At 60.9% G+C, this 16,414-nt stretch carries 14 protein-coding genes; 7 read left to right on the top strand and 7 right to left on the bottom strand.

Annotated features, from left to right (window positions below):
* Positions 1–47: 47 nt before the first annotated feature.
* On the bottom strand, positions 48–1,781 hold the full coding sequence (locus RO069_RS17410) for a proline--tRNA ligase (protein ID WP_328189334.1): 1,734 nt from the start codon (positions 1,779–1,781) through the stop codon (positions 48–50).
* A gap of 210 nt (positions 1,782–1,991) precedes the next feature.
* On the opposite strand from RO069_RS17410, the gene RO069_RS17405 reads away from it, so the two are divergent.
* Entirely contained in the window at positions 1,992–2,417 is a 426-nt protein-coding gene (locus RO069_RS17405) for an OsmC family protein (protein WP_328189333.1), read from the top strand.
* Positions 2,418–2,565: 148 nt separating this feature from the next.
* Here RO069_RS17405 and pdxR read toward each other — a convergent pair whose 3' ends face one another.
* Positions 2,566–4,023 carry a MocR-like pyridoxine biosynthesis transcription factor PdxR gene (gene pdxR, locus RO069_RS17400; protein WP_328189332.1) on the bottom strand — a complete coding sequence of 486 codons (1,458 nt, stop codon included), beginning with the start codon at positions 4,021–4,023 and terminating at the stop codon, positions 2,566–2,568.
* Between the two features lie 109 nt (positions 4,024–4,132).
* Between pdxR and RO069_RS17395 the strand changes: the two genes are divergently transcribed.
* On the top strand, positions 4,133–4,909 hold the full coding sequence (locus tag RO069_RS17395) for an aldolase (RefSeq protein ID WP_328189331.1): 777 nt from the start codon (positions 4,133–4,135) through the stop codon (positions 4,907–4,909).
* Between the two features lie 24 nt (positions 4,910–4,933).
* Complete coding sequence (locus RO069_RS17390; protein ID WP_328189330.1) at positions 4,934–5,812, top strand: dihydrodipicolinate synthase family protein; 879 nt, start codon at positions 4,934–4,936, stop codon at positions 5,810–5,812.
* Positions 5,813–5,917: 105 nt separating this feature from the next.
* On the opposite strand, the gene RO069_RS17385 is transcribed toward RO069_RS17390, so the two are convergent.
* Entirely contained in the window at positions 5,918–6,193 is a 276-nt protein-coding gene (locus RO069_RS17385) for a winged helix-turn-helix transcriptional regulator (RefSeq protein ID WP_328189394.1), read from the bottom strand.
* Between the two features lie 180 nt (positions 6,194–6,373).
* Between RO069_RS17385 and RO069_RS17380 the strand changes: the two genes are divergently transcribed.
* Entirely contained in the window at positions 6,374–6,610 is a 237-nt protein-coding gene (locus RO069_RS17380; RefSeq protein ID WP_328189329.1) for a thioredoxin family protein, read from the top strand.
* 98 nt (positions 6,611–6,708) lie between these two features.
* Here the strand turns inward: RO069_RS17380 and RO069_RS17375 are convergent, their stop codons facing one another.
* On the bottom strand, positions 6,709–7,212 hold the full coding sequence (locus tag RO069_RS17375) for an Lrp/AsnC family transcriptional regulator (RefSeq protein ID WP_328189328.1): 504 nt from the start codon (positions 7,210–7,212) through the stop codon (positions 6,709–6,711).
* A 146-nt stretch (positions 7,213–7,358) separates the two neighbouring features.
* Between RO069_RS17375 and leuA the strand changes: the two genes are divergently transcribed.
* Complete coding sequence (gene leuA, locus RO069_RS17370) at positions 7,359–9,032, top strand: 2-isopropylmalate synthase (protein WP_328189327.1); 1,674 nt, start codon at positions 7,359–7,361, stop codon at positions 9,030–9,032.
* Positions 9,033–9,123: 91 nt separating this feature from the next.
* Here the strand turns inward: leuA and RO069_RS17365 are convergent, their stop codons facing one another.
* From RO069_RS17365 to xseA, 3 genes are all read right to left on the bottom strand, one after another.
* On the bottom strand, positions 9,124–9,333 hold the full coding sequence (locus RO069_RS17365) for a cold-shock protein (RefSeq protein ID WP_328189326.1): 210 nt from the start codon (positions 9,331–9,333) through the stop codon (positions 9,124–9,126).
* Positions 9,334–9,639: 306 nt separating this feature from the next.
* On the bottom strand, positions 9,640–11,514 hold the full coding sequence (locus tag RO069_RS17360; protein WP_328189325.1) for a propionyl-CoA synthetase: 1,875 nt from the start codon (positions 11,512–11,514) through the stop codon (positions 9,640–9,642).
* Between the two features lie 153 nt (positions 11,515–11,667).
* Entirely contained in the window at positions 11,668–13,026 is a 1,359-nt protein-coding gene (gene xseA / locus RO069_RS17355) for an exodeoxyribonuclease VII large subunit (RefSeq protein WP_328189324.1), read from the bottom strand.
* A 260-nt stretch (positions 13,027–13,286) separates the two neighbouring features.
* Between xseA and guaB the strand changes: the two genes are divergently transcribed.
* Positions 13,287–14,750 carry an IMP dehydrogenase gene (gene guaB, locus RO069_RS17350; protein WP_328189323.1) on the top strand — a complete coding sequence of 488 codons (1,464 nt, stop codon included), beginning with the start codon at positions 13,287–13,289 and terminating at the stop codon, positions 14,748–14,750.
* Between the two features lie 60 nt (positions 14,751–14,810).
* Positions 14,811–16,388, top strand: coding sequence for a glutamine-hydrolyzing GMP synthase (gene guaA / locus RO069_RS17345; RefSeq protein WP_328189322.1), 1,578 nt, complete (start codon positions 14,811–14,813; stop codon positions 16,386–16,388).
* Positions 16,389–16,414 lie beyond the last annotated feature (26 nt).

The raw sequence follows: 16,414 nt of genomic DNA, 5'->3' as shown, positions 1-16,414 counted from the left end.
TACGGGCGACGGCTATTCCGGCTAGCCTGCCGCCCGCCTGCGCTGTCTCAGAGACCCCGGCGGGGGGAGGCATTGAGCAGGAACGGCAGGATGTCCTCCACGGCAACGTCCTGCTTGTCCGCATCCCGGCGGCCCTTGTATTCCAGGGTGCCGGCGCCCAGACCCCGGTCCGAGACGACGATCCGGTGGGGCAGGCCCATCAGTTCCAGGTCCGCGAATTTCACGCCCGGGCGCTCGTTGCGGTCATCCAGCAGCACATCGAAGCCCGCCTGACGCAGTTGCTCATAGAGCTTTTCCCCCGCTTCCTGCACCGCCGGGGACTTGTGGCCATTCAGGGTCACGATGGCCACCTCGAAGGGGGCGATGGCCTCGGGCCAGATAATGCCCCGGTCGTCGTGGTTCTGCTCAATGGCCGACGCCACGATACGGGATACGCCGATGCCGTAGCACCCCATCTCCAGGATCGCGCTCTTGCCGTTCTCGTCCAGCACCGTGGCGCCCATGGCCTGGCTGTACTTGTTGCCCAGTTTGAAGATGTGGCCCACTTCAATGCCGCGACGGATCTCCAGCTTACCCTTGCCATCGGGGCTGGGGTCGCCTTCCACCACGTTGCGCAGGTCTTCCACGCGTTCCAGGGGCACGTCCCGCTCCCAGTTCACGCCGGTGAGGTGATAGCCCTCCCGGTTGGCGCCGCAGACAAAGTCCGTCAGATGCGCGGCGGCGCGATCGACAATCACCGGTACCGGCAGCTTGACCGGGCCGATGGAGCCCGGGGGGCAACCGGTGGCTGCGCGGATCTCGTCGTCGGTAGCCATGGTCAGCGGTTCGGCAATACCCGGCAGGTTTTCCGCCTTGATGTCGTTGAGGGTATGGTCGCCCCGCAGGATCAGGGCCACCAGGCCGGCTTCCTCGCCTTCTTCCGCCTCGGCTTTCACCAGCAGGGTCTTGACGGTTTTCTCCGTGGGCACCTTCAGGAAGTCCGAAATGGCGGCAATGGTGGTCTGGCCCGGGGTTTCCACTTCCGTTATGGATTCGGCGGGGGCAGGGCGCTCACCGGCCGGGGCCACGGCTTCCGCCTTCTCGATATTGGCGGCGTAGTCGCTTTCCGTGCTGAAGGCGATCTCGTCCTCGCCGGAGGAGGCCAGCACGTGGAATTCGTGGGAGGCGCTGCCACCGATGGCGCCGGAATCCGCCTCCACCGGGCGGTAGTCCAGGCCCAGGCGGTCGAAGATGGCGCAGTAGGTGCGGTGCATTACCTCGTAGGTCTCGTTCAGGGATTCACCATCCACATGGAAGGAGTAGGCGTCCTTCATCAGGAATTCCCGCGCGCGCATCACACCGAAACGGGGCCGCCGCTCGTCCCGGAACTTGGTCTGGATCTGGTAGAAGTTGGCAGGCAGTTCCTTGTAGCTCTTCAGCTCGTTACGGATCAGGTCCGTGATCACTTCCTCATGGGTGGGGCCGAAACAGAAGTCCCGCTCGTGGCGGTCCTTCATCCGCAGCAGTTCGCCGCCATACTGTTGCCAGCGACCGGATTCCTGCCACAGCTCCGCCGGTTGCACCGCGGGCATCAGCACCTCCTGGGCACCACTTCGGTCCATCTCTTCCCGCACGATGCGCTCCACCTTGCGCAATACCCGCAAGCCCATTGGCAGCCAGGTGTACAGGCCGGACGCCAGCTTGCGGATCATGCCGGCCCGCAGCATCAACTGGTGGCTGACAATCTCGGCATCGGAGGGATTTTCCTTGAGGGTGGCAATCAGATAACGGCTTGCTCGCATTATGGTTTCCGTAACGAAAGAAGTGTTGTTGGTTCAGGAGTTCTGCAGGGCTCCTTGATGCTTGCCCCGTATTGTACGTGCCCTGAGGAAGAAATGAACCGGTCAGGTGTTCCGGGCGCCGTGAAACTTTTCGTTGTTGTGGTTGTGTCCTACCTTTATGGATGGCCGCCACACAGACGGCTTTCTCTCATCCAGAGACAAGGAGGACCCATGAAACGCACAGGTTCAGCTATTTGGCAGGGCGGATTGAAGGAAGGCAAGGGCCAGCTCACGACCCAGAGTGGCGTACTGTCCGACAGCAAGTATGGCTTCCAGACCCGCTTCGAGGAAGAGCCGGGCACCAACCCGGAAGAACTGATTGCCGCAGCCCATGCCGGCTGCTTTTCCATGGCCCTATCGATGATTCTGGGGGAAGCGGACCTCACGCCGGATAAAATTGACACCAAGGCCCATCTGACCCTGGAAAAGACGGAGGACGGTTTTTCCATCACCAGGGTACACCTCGACGTAACCGCCAGGGTGCCGGGAGCGGACCAGGCCCAGTTTGAGGAACTGGCGCAAAAGGCCAAGGTCGGTTGTCCGGTATCCAGGGTGCTGAAGGCGGAAATCACCATGGACGCCAAGCTGGAGTCATAGAGGAGAATGCTTTCCCCGGTTGAGGAAGTAGGTCACGGTGGCGTTTGTTGTTCCGTGGCTTTGCTTCCGGGATTTCCAGGTGGGCGTGGATAGGCGGCCTTGATAGGTTTTGGGTGCACTACACCGGGGGAAGTCCAATCGGAAAATATCAGGCCAACTGCTTCGCTAACAACTCAACTGACTGTGTAATCTCAGCTTTGCTCAGTGCTCCAAACCCAAACCTCAGATGGGTAGGGTCCACCTGATCGTCAGTATAGGCAGTACTCAGGGTTGAGTCCTTCCCCGGAAGGCTCTCCAGCTTCCGGCCCTTGACCAGTTTGGAGATATCAACCCAGATAGCCATTCCGCCTGTCGGCACGGTAAAAGACACCTTATCGCCAAACACCCGGATAAACTCGTCCGCTGCAAAATTACGTCGGGCCTCATACTCCTTGCGCGTCTTACGGATGTGACGCCGGACCTCACCGGACTCCATCAGGTTCGACAGGACCTGCTCGGTGACCGTATTGCCCTGGCGGTCGATGAGTATGATTTCCTGTGCAGCGCGTTCGACAAAGCGGGGATCCGCTGCGATGTAACCAAGCCTCAACCCCGGCGCAAACACTTTGGACATCGAGCCAATGTGCACCACGTTCTCGGCATTGGGCAAGCTCGCAAGCGGGGGAACAGGATTCGTCTCATAGTGGAATTCATGGTCATAATCATCCTCCAGCACCGCGAACCTGTGTGCTTTAGAAAGTTCCAGCAGTGCCAGCCGCCGATCCATGGGCAGGCAAACGGTGGTGGGGTACTGGTGATGCGGTGTGACATAGATGGCGGCAATCGAATGTTCGGCAAGCAATGCCCGCAGGTGCTCGACATCCAGCCCCTGGTCATCGAGCCTGCACTTCAGTACTTTGAAGCCGTTTGACTCGAAGGCCGCCCGGGCCGGCAGATAGCAGAGGTCTTCCATCACGATGGCGCCCTTGCTCGGATCAAGAATGCGGGAGGCGAGATAGATCCCCATCTGGCTGCCCCTGACAATGCACACCTGCTCGGTCGAACAGGTCATGAATCGATCACCGGACAGCATCTTCGCAACCGACTTACGCAGTTCGACACTGCCCTTGGGGTCACCATAGCCCAACCTGGAATTCCGGCTCAGGTCGATACAGACCCGTCGATAGGTGCGCGCCAGCAGTTCGTAAGGGATCATCCGTGAATCCGGGGTACCGTCATTGGTGACCGGTATGGCGTTGTAGGAGCAAAGCGCATCCTGATAGAGGATTTCCACCAGTTCGGAGGCGGATCTGGTTCTGTCTGTGCTGTTGACCAGCTGACGGTCCGAGGACGATAGCCCCTGCTCGGGCAGCGTCCCGGACACAAAGGTCCCCGACCTCGGGCGCGTCACCAGCCAGCCCTGGGCCTCCAGCTCTTCATACACCTGCTGCACGGTTTTGCGATTCACGCCCAGCTGATCGGCCAGTGAGCGCGAGCCCGGCAGCATGGTCCCCGGCGGCAGCCGACCTTCCTTGATATCCGCCGTCAACGTATTCAGCAATCTTGCATGCAGGGTCTTGCCGGGGCTGTCCTCCAGCCACAGCTGCACATTCCAGGGTCTTAACACGCCAGCCTCTCCACTGGACCAGAAAACCTATCAAAACTGGTCCTTATGACCGGTCCAGATTAACGATATCGTGCAACCGATGTCAAAGCGGAGACCAAGGAGAACGCGCATGAAGACCGCTACCAAAAGCAAGCAGACACTGATGCAGAGCACCGAACGCGATATGCAAAGGCTGATTCAGGATATGGAGCTGACCGACCGTGAGAAGCTCGCGCTCACCTGTCGCATCCTGTTCGACAAGGGCCACGACTCGGGCCTGGCGGGCCAGATCACCTGTCGTACCGAGCGCCCGGATACTTTCCTGACCCAGCGACTGGGGTTGGGATTTGACGAGATCACGGCCAACAACCTGATCGCGGTCGATCATGACCTCAAGCCGCTGACGGGCGAAGGCATGCCCAACCCGGCCAACCGCTTCCATACCTGGATCTATAAAGAGCATCCGGAGGTTAACTGCATCATTCACACCCATCCCACCCATGTGGCGGCGCTGTCCATGCTGGAGGTGCCACTGCAGATCTCCCAGATGGATGTCTGCGCTCTGTACGACGACTGCTCGTTCGTCGCGGACTGGCCGGGCGTTCCGGTTGGCAATGAGGAAGGCGTGCTGATCTCAAACGCCCTGGGCAACAACCGCGCCGTGTTCCTCGCCCACCATGGCCAACTGGTCACCGGCAAGACAATCGAAGAAGCCTGCAACCTGGCCGTGCTGATCGAGCGCGCGGCACAACTGCAACTGCTGGCGATGGCCGCCGGTGAGATCAAGCCGCTACCCCACGAACTGGCCCGGGAAGCGCACGACTGGGTATCCACTGACAAGCGCAACAAGGTGAATTTCGCCTACTACGCACGGCAGGCGCTTAAACACCACGCGGACTGCATTTAACACCCTTTTTTCGAGGAACAGGACATGAACCTATCAGGCATCATTGGCTATCCGGTAACCCCTTTTAGCCAGGACAATAAACAGGTTGATCTCGACAAGCTCGGCGACGTCATCGATGTGCTGCTTGAAGCGGAAGTGGACGCCATAGCGGCCTTGGGCAGTGCCGGTGAAGCCGCCTATCTGAGTGACGCGGAATGGAAGCAGGTGGCTGAGTACACGGTGCAGCATGTTAGGGGAAGGGTGCCGGTGATCATCGGCATTGCCGAGCTGACCACTGAACAGGCCGTGCAACACGCGCAGCATGCCCACCAGATCGGTGCCGACATGATCATGCTTTCGCCATTCTCATACTACAAGTTGAGCGAGGCGGAAATCTTCCAGCACTACGAAACGGTCGCAAGCGCCAGCCCGCTGCCCATCATGATCTACAACAACCCCGCCACCTGTGGCGTGGACATGTCGCCGGAATTCATGCTGAAAATGGTTGAGCGCATACCGAACGCGAGCATGATCAAGGAAAGCACCGGCGACATTCAGCGCATGCATAAAATCTACACGCTATCGGATGGCAAAGTGCCGTTCTTTAATGGTTGCAACCACATGGCACTGGAAGCCCTCAATGCGGGTGCCAGCGGATGGTGTACGGCAGCCCCCTGCCTGATCGGTGACAAGCCGAAGCGGCTGTACGATGCCATAAAGCAAGGTGATAACGGGAAGGCCAGGAAACTGTTCTATCAGCAGTATGAGTTTCTGGAATTTATCGTTTCATCGGGTCTGGCGGCAGCGGTTAAATCCGGTCTGGCGCTGCAGGGTAACGATGTCGGCAGCCCGAGAAAACCTCTGCTGCCTTTGAATGAGCGGGCACAACAGCGCCTTCAGGGAATGCTGGAGATGCTGGCTTAAGATAAGAATAGAGAACGATGAAGGTTTGCAGTTTTTCGTAATAACTAATTGCAAACCTTCCATTTTCCTTTGACGGCATTCAATACGCAGACAGCCCTGAGGCTATTACCTTTCACTTTTTTGGCTTAACTCGTCATCGAGATCCTGTATTTGCTGAATGATCCTGATGAGCTTCTGGCCAGACCTGGTCAGTGAATATTCGGTACGTGGCGGGATCTCCGGAAAACTCTCCTTGTGCATCAGACCGTACGCTGTGAGTTTTCGCAGTCGTTCAGAGAGAACTTTTGTTGAGATTCCCTCGATATGCCGCTCGAGAGCCCCTGGCCGGTTGATGCCCTTCTCGACGGCGAGAAGGACCGAAACCGACCATTTGCAGCCCACTATGTCCTCCAACTTGCGATACGTACTGGGAGTCTGCAAAAAATTTCTCCTTTAGTTTCGACAAATTACACCAGAAGGTGCCCAGCCCACTTATTTGTGCCCGCTAGTCAACGCACTCCGCCAACTCTATCGTTTAGTCGTGCGCACGCCAATTAACCAACCGATTTCAGGAGTTCAGAGATGAGTGCAAAAGCTGTTTTCTACCATGCAGGGTGCCCAGTATGCGTTGCTGCTGAGGACAATGTGGCTAAGGCGATTGACCGCTCTCGCTACGATGTTGAAGTGGTCCATCTCGGCAATGACAAGGCGAGGATCGCCGAAGCCGAGGCGGCCGGTGTGCAGTCGGTCCCCGCTCTGGTCCTGGAGGGTGCCCCCTTCCACATCAACTTCGGGGCGAGCATTTCAGATTTGAAGTGATCGTTTCCTCCACTCGCGGCGCCTCCGGTTGTTGAGGCGCCGTACTTTTGTTGCCCACCTTGTTTCTACTTCACCACTATCAGATGGAAGGGTGATGTTCAGAGGCCCTCCAGATATTTCAGGGGCAGGGCGGTGGAATCGATTACCCGTCGCAGCACAAAGCTGGAATGCACGCCGCTGACGCCGGGTATGCGGGTGATCTGGTTCAGCAGGAAGTGGTGGTAGTGGTCCATGTCCGGAACCACCACCTTGAGCATGTAGTCGGCGTCCTGGCCGGTGATCAGGTAGCACTCCTGCACCTCGGGGTACTGGGCCACCTGCTGCTCGAAGGCTTCGAACCGCTCCGGAGTGTGCCGGTCCATGCCGATCAGGATGATGGCGGTCAGGGACAGGCCCAGTTTCTTGTGATCCAGCACCGTCACCCGCTGGCGGATAATGCCGGCTTCTTCCAGGGCCCGGACGCGCCTCAGGCAGGGGGAGGGGGATAGGCCGATGGCCTCCGCCAGTTGCTGGTTGTTGAGGGTGCCATCCCGCTGCAGGGCATCCAGGATGCGGCGGTCTGTACGGTCCAGTTTATGCAGTTCCTGGTGCTTATCCGGCATAATATTCCACAAGTATTGGTTTGAACGATGTAGATATTGCCCTGATTCTGGCAGCGGGAGCAAAAATAGCAATAAAATTCTAGGCATCCTGCGTTAATATAGTGTCATATCATTCCTGACTCTGTTTCAGACAAAAGGACACAACCATGGCTTTCGATCACAGCAAGTACATCCCCTTCCAGCCGGTTCGCAAGACCGACCGCCGCTGGCCGGACAAGGTTATTGAACGTGCACCCACCTGGTGTGCCGTGGACCTGCGGGATGGCAACCAGGCGCTGGTGAAACCCATGACCGTGGCCCAGAAGCAACGCCTGTTCGATCTCCTGGTGAAGGTGGGCTTCAAGGAGATTGAGATCGGCTTTCCGGCGGCCAGCCAGCCGGACTTCGATTTCTGTCGCAAGCTGATTGAGGAAGACCGGATTCCCGACGATGTCCACATCCAGGTGCTGACCCAGGCCCGCCCGGAGCTGATCGAGCGCACCTACCAGGCCCTGGAAGGCGCCAAGCGGGCCATCGTGCACGTGTATAACTCCACCTCCACCGTCCAGCGGGAACAGGTATTCGGCATGGACCGGGAGGGCGTCAAGCAGATTGCCGTGAATGGCGCGAAGCTGGTGAAGGAGATTGCCGGACGCTATCCGGATACCGACTGGACCTTCCAGTATTCCCCGGAGAGCTTCACTGGCACCGAACTGGACTATGCCGCCGAGGTGGTGGATGCGGTCACCGAGGTGTGGCGCCCGGACCAGGGCCAGAAGGTGATCATCAACCTGCCCGCCACCGTGGAAATGGCCACCCCCAACGTGTTCGCCGACCAGATCGAATGGATCTGCGATAACATCCAGCGCCGCGAGCACCTGAGCATCAGCGTGCACACCCACAATGACCGTGGCTGTGGCGTCGCCGCCGCCGAGCTGGCGGTGATGGCCGGCGCCGACCGGGTGGAAGGCACCCTGATGGGCAACGGTGAGCGTACCGGCAACATGGACCTGGTCACCATGGCCATGAACCTGTACAGCCAGGGCATCGACCCGAAGGTGGACATGTCCAACATGGCCGAGATCACCGATGTGGTGGAGGCCTGCACCGAGATCTCCACCCATCCGCGTCATCCCTACGCCGGCGAACTGGTGTTCACCGCCTTCTCCGGCAGCCACCAGGACGCGATCCGCAAGTGCCTGGCCTACCGCCAGGACGGTGACAAGTGGAACGTGGCCTACCTGCCCATTGATCCGAGGGACCTGAACCGTCGCTACGAGGAAGTGGTGCGGATCAACAGCCAGTCCGGCAAGGGTGGCGTGGCCCACGTGCTGGAGCGGGACTACAAGATCAGCCTGCCCCGGTGGCTGCAGATCGAGTTCAGCCAGTGCGTGCAGAAAGAGGCGGAAACCAACGGCGGCGAAATCGACTCCGAGACCATCCACCGCCTGTTTGAGGACCGTTACCTGGCGGTGGCCGAAAGCTGGGCCCTGTCCACCTACGACCTGCACCGGGACGAGGAAGGCGTTAACGCCACTGTGCGGTTCGGCAAGCCGACCGTGGAGCTGAAAGGGCATGGCCTGGGTGCGGTTGAAGCGGTGGTGGCCGCGCTGGAAGAGAACTATGGCATCTCTGTGGCCGTGGAGGCCTATGACGAGTTTGCCCTGGGTGAGGGCACCAACGCCAACGCCATGGCCTGCATCCGCATTGTGGTGGGCGGCCAGGTCCACAGTGCCGCCGCCCTGGCCGAGGATACCACCTCCGCCACCTTGCAGGCCCTGCTGTCAGCGGTGAGTAACCACGTGGGTGCGTCGGCGGTTGTCGAGCCGGCCACGGCCTGAGGTCGGCCCCAAACGCAGGAAAGCCGGCAACTGCCGGCTTTCCTTGACTCACTCCAAAGCCCGTGAGGGGCAATGGACGGAAATCATAACCCTATACCGGGGTTACGTTTTCCGCCTGGGGGCCTTTCGGTCCCTGGGTAACGGAGAACTGCACCTGCTGGCCTTCGGCCAGAGTGCGGAATCCGCTGGCGTTGATTGCACTGTAGTGAACGAAAACGTCACTGCCACCGTCCTGGGCGATGAAGCCAAAACCCTTGGACTCGTTGAACCACTTCACGTGGCCGGTTTTGATATCGGACATTGATCTTTCCTGTGTTTCCTGTACGTTGTGCCCTCACGGGACCTTTCCTGTGTGCCGGTCCATGGGGAAAGTTCCGGCACGGTATAGCCGGGAACATGGCAGTTGTACTGAGGGAAGGAGTAACCGAACGCCTGATAAAGCAGACCGCTGAAACACTTTCACTTAATACCGCTGTTGTTCCACAGCAAAATTCAGTATAGACCGAGTTCGGGGGGCGTCAAAGATTTTTTGAGGCCCTTGAACCACCCCCGATTTCGGAGAAAAAACAGGCGTCTGTCATACTCATGACACAGGCCTGTGGATTGATTACCGGCGCAGTTGCTGGTCAATTTCCGTCAGTATCGCCGGGTCATCGATGGTGGATGGGGCGTTCCACTCCTCGCCATCGGCGATTTGCCGGATCACCCGCCGCAGTATCTTGCCGGACCGGGTCTTGGGCAGTCGTTCCACCAGCACCGCCCGGCGGAAGCAGGCGACGGCGCCGATCCGCTCCCGCACCATCTCCACCAGTTCCTCCTCCAGCTCCTCCGGGTCGATGGTGGCGCCATCCTTCAGCAGTACCAGTCCCAGGGGAACCTGTCCCTTCATCTCATCCCGCATGCCGACCACGCAGCATTCCGCCACCGCCGGGTGGGAGGCCACCACTTCCTCCATTTCGCCGGTGGACAGGCGGTGCCCGGCCACGTTGATGACGTCATCGGTCCGCCCCATGATGAACACGTATCCGTCTTCATCCACAAAACCGCCGTCACCGGAGCTGTAATAGCCCGGGATGGGGGCCAGGTAGGTTTTCCGGAACCGGGCATCGTCACCCCAGACCGTGGACAGGCAGCCCGGGGGCAGTGGCAGCTTCACCGCGACCTGTCCCTGTTCGCCGGGGGGCACGGGGCGTCCGTCGGGGCCGACCACCTGCACATTGAAACCGGGTGACGGCAGGGTGGCGGAGCCGGGCTTGGTCTTCATCTCCTGGATGCCCACCGGGTTGCAGCAGATGGCCCAGCCGGTTTCCGTCTGCCACCAGTGGTCAAGGACCGGCAGACCGGTATGTTCCACCAGCCATTCGTAGGTGGAGGGGTCCAGGCGTTCGCCGGCCAGGAACAGGCGTTTCAGTGAACTGATATCGTAGTTGCCCATCAGGTCCGCTTCCGGGTCTTCCTTGCGCACGGCACGGAAGGCGGTGGGGGCGGTAAACAGGTAGTTGACGCGGTGGTCCTGCACTACCCGCCAGAAGGCACCGGCGTCTGGTGTTTTCACCGGCTTGCCCTCGTAAAGGACCGTTGTGCAGCCTGTGATCAGCGGTGCATAGACGATATAGCTGTGGCCAACCACCCAGCCCACATCCGACGCCGCCCAGAATACATCCCCGGGCCGGGCGCCGTAGACCAGTTCCATGCTGTAGCGCATGGCGACGGCGTGGCCTCCGTTGTCCCGTACAACCCCCTTGGGCTTGCCGGTGGTGCCGGAGGTATAGAGGATGTACAGCGGATCAGTGGCCGCCACGGGCACCGGGTCGGCCGAGGTGGCCCTGGCCATCTCGGCCTCCCAGTCCAGGTCCCGTCCCGTGGTCATGTCCGCCGTCACCTGGGGCCGCTGGAACACGATGCAGCACTCCGGCTTGTGCTCCGCCTGCTCAATGGCGCTGTCCACCAATGGCTTGTAGGCGATGACCTTGTTGACCTCGATGCCGCAGGAGGCGGTCACCACGGCCTTGGGTCGGGCGTCGGTGATCCTGACCGCCAGCTCCCGGGCCGCAAAGCCCCCGAAGACCACCGAGTGAACGGCTCCGAGCCGGGCGCACGCGAGCATGGCGATAACCGCCTGGGGCACCATGGGCATATAGATGATGACTCGGTCGCCGTGACCAATGCCCCGGGCCTTGAGCACACCCGCAAAGCGCGCCACCTGGTCGGTCAGCTGGCGGTAGGTATAGCTCTGGGTGGTGTCGGTGACAGGGGAGTCATAGATCAATGCCTTCTGGTTACCGCGACCGGCACGGATGTTGGCGTCCAGGGCCACATCGCTGGTGTTGATCAGGCCATCCGGAAACCACTCGCCATGGCCGTTTTCGCTGGCCTTCCAGATGTCCTCGGGGGGACGGATCCAGTCGATCGCGTTGGCTTTTTCACGCCAGAACTGTTCTGGCTGCTCCACCGAGCGACGGAACTCCGATTGGTAGTCCATGGGTCCACCTCATGCAGTCGATCATTGTTGTTTTATTGCACTGTTGGGTTTGACTGTAAGGGATATCAGGCACAGAGGAAGTAGACCAAAGGCTAAGGGAGACTTTGGCTACAGTTTCATGTCAGATTGCCGCACTGAGTGAGCAAAGAGATATCAGTCGGAATCCGTATTTACGGACGAGACCGTGGCGTCCACGGTGCCCTTCGCCAGTTTGGCCCGGATACGATCCCCCGGGGACAGGGTGGCCGGGTCCCGGACCACCGTCTGGTTGTCGCTGGACACAATGGCATAGCCCCGTCCCAGGGTGGCCAGGGGGCTGACGGCGTTCAGGGTGCGGGCAGCCGATTCCAGGCGCTGGTTGCGCTTCTCCAGTTGCCGGCTGAGGCTGGCCTGCAACCGTTCACCCAACTGGTCCACCCGCTGTGTCTGTTCCCCGATGCGTCGGGAGGGCCGGTGGGCCAGCAGTCGCTGGGCCAGGTGGTCGCTATGGGTTCGCTCCCGGCCCAGGCGCTGGCTGATGGCCTGGCGGAATCGCAGCTCCACGTCGTCCAGTCGTTGGGCTTTTTCCTGCAACTGCCGGCGCGGGTCCCGCAGTCTGGCTGCAAGCTGGTCGAGACGGACCTCCTGCTGGCGCAGGTAACGGCTGGCGGCGCTGGCCAGTCGCTGGCGGGTTTCGGTGAGCCGGGCCAGCCAGGCGGCCTGGTCCGGGGAGATCTTTTCGGCCGCGGCGGAGGGCGTCGGGGCCCGGAGGTCTGCCACGAAGTCGGCAATGGTCACATCCACCTCATGACCCACGGCGCTGACGGTGGGAATCGGGCAGGCGGCAATGGCCCGGGCCACGGCTTCCTCGTTGAAGCACCACAGGTCCTCCAGGGAGCCACCGCCCCGACCGATAATCAGCACGTCGGCCTGGTTGTGGCGGACGGCCCGGTCAATGGCGCCGACAATGCTGGCCGTCGCGGCCTGACCCTGGACCGCCGTGGGGTACAGGGTTACCGGAATGCCGGGGCAGCGACGGCCCAGCACCGTCAGGATGTCGTGGATGGCGGCGCCGGTGGGGGAGGTGACCACCCCGATATGGCGGGGCGTGTCCGGTATCGGCTTCTTGCGTTCCACCGCAAACAGGCCCTCGGCCTGCAGTCGGGCCTTGAGGGCCTCGAAGGCCTGCTGCAGGGCGCCGAGGCCGGCCGGCTCCATGTGTTCAACGATGATCTGGAAGTCGCCCCGGTTCTCGTAGAGGCTGACCTTGCCTCGGATGCGGACCTGGTCCCCTTCTTTCGGCACCTGGCGGATGCGCTGGTTGAACCCCCGGAACATGGCGCAACGCACCTGGGCCCGCTGGTCCTTCAGGGAAAAGTACCAGTGCCCGGATGATGGTCGCGACAGGCTGGACAGCTCACCTTCCACCCACACCTGCATGAAGCTGGTCTCCAGCAGGTGCCGGGCCTGGCGGTTCAGTTCGGAAACCGTCAGGGCCCTGGGCCGCAGGGACGGGGATGGGTCGGAGTGCATCGGTGCCTCTATCGTTGTGCGGGGAGTCTGGAAAACCACCATGTTATCAGAACCTTCCCGTCTGCCATACGGGTTTTCCGAGAAAGGGGTTGGTTAAAAGTTGCCGAAATTCAGCAAGATGCGCGCTGGGGCGGGTGTTGGCGCGGTTTACTGTCGGGCCCGCGGCACTTATAATAGTTCGATTAAGGTGACCGGTTCCGATGTCGCGCTGCCACACCGGCGCCGGGCCTCCACACAGATTGTCCAGAAGGCGGGTCCCAATGTTGCGAATAGCCGAAGAAGCCCTCACGTTTGACGATGTTCTCCTGATGCCGGGTTACTCCGATGTGCTGCCCAAGCACGTGGACCTGAAGACCCAGCTCACCAAAGGCATTACCCTCAACATTCCGCTGGTTTCAGCCGCCATGGATACCGTCACCGAAGCCGAACTGGCCATCGCCATGGCCCAGGAGGGCGGCATCGGTATCATGCACAAGAACATGACCGTCGAGCAGCAGGCCGCCGCCGTGCGCAAGGTCAAGAAGTTCGAGAGCGGCGTGGTCAAGGATCCCATCACCGTATCGCCCTCCAACACGGTGCGCGAACTGGTCGATATCACCATGGCCAACAGCATCTCCGGTCTGCCGGTGGTGGACGGCAAGGACCTGGTGGGCATTGTGACCGGTCGTGACATCCGCTTTGAAAGCCGGATGGAAACCCGGGTCGCCGATATCATGACCCCCAAGGACAAGCTGGTCACCGTCCGTGAGGGCGCCGACCTGGAGGAAGTGAAGGAACTGCTGCACCGCAACCGTATCGAAAAGGTGCTGGTGGTCAACGACGAATTTGAGCTGCGCGGGCTGATCACGGTCAAGGACATCCAGAAGGCCAAGGACTATCCGCTGGCCTGCAAGGATGAACAGGGTCGCCTGCGCGTGGGCGCCGCCGTGGGCACCGGTGGTGACACCGAAGCCCGTATCGCCGCGCTGGTGGAGGCCGGTGTCGACGTGATTGTGGTGGACACCGCCCATGGCCATTCTGCCGGTGTTATTGAACGGGTCCGGTGGATCAAGCAGAACCATCCCCAGGTCGAGGTGATCGGTGGCAATATTGCAACCGCTGAAGCGGCCATTGCCCTGGCGGATGCCGGTGCGGATGCCGTTAAGGTGGGTGTCGGCCCCGGGTCCATCTGTACCACTCGCATTGTGTCGGGCATTGGCGTGCCGCAGATCACGGCAGTGTCTAATGTGGCCGCCGCCCTGAAGGACCGTGGTGTGCCGCTGATTGCTGACGGGGGCATCCGCTTCTCGGGCGATATTGCCAAGGCTATTGCTGCCGGCGCCTACAGCGTCATGGTTGGCGGCCTGCTGGCGGGTACCGATGAATCCCCCGGCGAAGTGGAACTGTTCCAGGGCCGCAGCTACAAGGCCTACCGTGGCATGGGCTCCCTGGGCGCCATGGGGCAGGGCTCCAGTGACCGCTATTTCCAGGATGCCAGCGAAGGCGTCGACAAGCTGGTACCGGAAGGCATCGAGGGCCGCGTGGCCTGCAAGGGCCCGATGCGCAACATTGTCCACCAGCTGATGGGCGGTGTGCGGGCTTCCATGGGCTACACGGGTAGCGCTGACATGGAAACCATGCGAACCCGTCCCCAGTTCGTCCGCATTACCAATGCCGGCATGCGTGAGAGTCACGTTCACGACGTGACCATCACCAAGGAAGCCCCGAACTACCGCGTAGGCTAATGTTGCCTGGTTTACGGCCCTCTCCGGAGGGCCGTTTTCGTCTTTCATGTTGAGGAATCCATGTCCCAGAACATTCACGACCACCGCATCCTGATTCTCGATTTCGGATCCCAGTACACCCAGCTCATTGCCCGCCGGGTACGGGAGATCGGGGTCTACTGTGAGATCAAGCCGTTTGACATGACGGCGGAGGAGATCGACGAGTTCCGTCCCAAGGGGCTGATCCTGGCCGGTGGTCCGGAATCCGTCACCCAACTGGGTGGTCCGCGTGCGCCGGAAGGTGTGTTCGAGCGCGGCGTGCCGGTGCTGGGCATCTGCTACGGCATGCAGACCATGGCGGAGCAGCTTGGTGGCAGCGTGGCCAGTTCCGAGAAGCGGGAGTTCGGCTATGCTCAGGTCAAGGTGCGGGCTGAAGGACCGTTGCTGAAGGACATCAAGGACCACCTTACTGCCCAGGGGGAATCCCTGCTGGACGTGTGGATGAGCCACGGTGACAAGGTGGTCACCATGCCGGAGGGCTTCGAGCTGCTGGCCTCCACCGAGAGCGCGCCCATCTCCGCCATGCAGGATACCAGCCGTAACCTCTACGGCGTGCAATTCCACCCGGAGGTGACCCATACCCTCCAGGGGCAGCGCATCCTGGAGCACTTTGTAAAGGATATCTGCCAGTGTGAGGCCCTGTGGACACCGGCCCGCATCGTGGACGACGCGGTCCAGCAGATTCGCGACCAGGTGGGTGGTGAGAAGGTCTTGCTTGGGCTGTCCGGCGGCGTGGATTCCTCGGTCACTGCGGCGCTGCTGCACCGTGCCATCGGCGACCAGCTCACCTGCGTATTCGTGGATAACGGCCTGCTGCGTCTGAACGAAGGCGATCAGGTGATGGACATGTTCGCCCGCAACATGGGGGTGAAGGTGATCCGGGCGGATTCCGAAGATCTCTTCCTGGGTCGCCTGAAGGGCGTCGAGGACCCGGAGCAGAAGCGCAAGATCATCGGTAACACCTTTATCGAGGTGTTCGACGAGCATGCGACCCAGATTACCGACGTGAACTGGCTGGCCCAGGGCACCATCTACCCGGACGTGATCGAATCCGCTGCCTCCAAAACCGGCAAGGCTCATGTCATCAAGTCCCACCACAACGTGGGTGGCCTGCCGGAAACCATGAAGCTCAAGCTGGTGGAGCCCCTGCGGGAGCTGTTCAAGGACGAGGTGCGCCGGATCGGCCTGGAGCTGGGCCTGCCCTACGACATGGTCTACCGTCACCCCTTCCCGGGGCCGGGCCTGGGCGTCCGTATCCTGGGCGAGGTGAAGAAGGAATACGCCGATATCCTGCGCCGCGCCGACGCCATCTTCCTGGAAGAACTGCACCGGGCCGACCTGTACCACAAGACCAGCCAGGCCTTTGCGGTCTTCCTGCCGGTTAAGTCCGTGGGCGTGGTGGGTGATGCCCGCCGCTACGAGTACGTGATCGCGGTCCGCGCGGTGGAAACCATCGACTTCATGACCGCCCGCTGGGCACGCCTGCCCTATGAAGTGCTGGAAACCGTGTCCAACCGGATCATCAACGAGATCACCGGTGTGTCCCGGGTGACATACGACATTTCTTCCAAGCCGCCTGCGACTATTGAGTGGGAGTAAGGCTTCGGCCTGACGAAAAACGGCGC

Source organism: Marinobacter sp. OP 3.4 (assembly GCF_036224885.1).
In the GTDB taxonomy this organism is placed as follows: domain Bacteria; phylum Pseudomonadota; class Gammaproteobacteria; order Pseudomonadales; family Oleiphilaceae; genus Marinobacter.
The sequence above is the reverse complement of the archived record's forward strand: the minus strand, read 5'-3'. Positions and strand labels throughout refer to the sequence as shown.

Bases quoted from the DNA above. Each gene is read 5' to 3' on its own strand.
- RO069_RS17410 (WP_328189334.1), bottom strand. From the start codon at position 1,781: ATGCGAGCAAGCCGTTATCTGATTGCCACCCTCAAGGAAAATCCCTCC.
- RO069_RS17405 (WP_328189333.1), top strand. From the start codon at position 1,992: ATGAAACGCACAGGTTCAGCTATTTGGCAGGGCGGATTGAAGGAAGGC.
- RO069_RS17395 (WP_328189331.1), top strand. From the start codon at position 4,133: ATGAAGACCGCTACCAAAAGCAAGCAGACACTGATGCAGAGCACCGAA.
- RO069_RS17390 (WP_328189330.1), top strand. From the start codon at position 4,934: ATGAACCTATCAGGCATCATTGGCTATCCGGTAACCCCTTTTAGCCAG.
- RO069_RS17380 (WP_328189329.1), top strand. From the start codon at position 6,374: ATGAGTGCAAAAGCTGTTTTCTACCATGCAGGGTGCCCAGTATGCGTT.
- RO069_RS17375 (WP_328189328.1), bottom strand. From the start codon at position 7,212: ATGCCGGATAAGCACCAGGAACTGCATAAACTGGACCGTACAGACCGC.
- leuA (WP_328189327.1), top strand. From the start codon at position 7,359: ATGGCTTTCGATCACAGCAAGTACATCCCCTTCCAGCCGGTTCGCAAG.
- RO069_RS17365 (WP_328189326.1), bottom strand. From the start codon at position 9,333: ATGTCCGATATCAAAACCGGCCACGTGAAGTGGTTCAACGAGTCCAAG.
- RO069_RS17360 (WP_328189325.1), bottom strand. From the start codon at position 11,514: ATGGACTACCAATCGGAGTTCCGTCGCTCGGTGGAGCAGCCAGAACAG.
- xseA (WP_328189324.1), bottom strand. From the start codon at position 13,026: ATGCACTCCGACCCATCCCCGTCCCTGCGGCCCAGGGCCCTGACGGTT.
- guaB (WP_328189323.1), top strand. From the start codon at position 13,287: ATGTTGCGAATAGCCGAAGAAGCCCTCACGTTTGACGATGTTCTCCTG.
- guaA (WP_328189322.1), top strand. From the start codon at position 14,811: ATGTCCCAGAACATTCACGACCACCGCATCCTGATTCTCGATTTCGGA.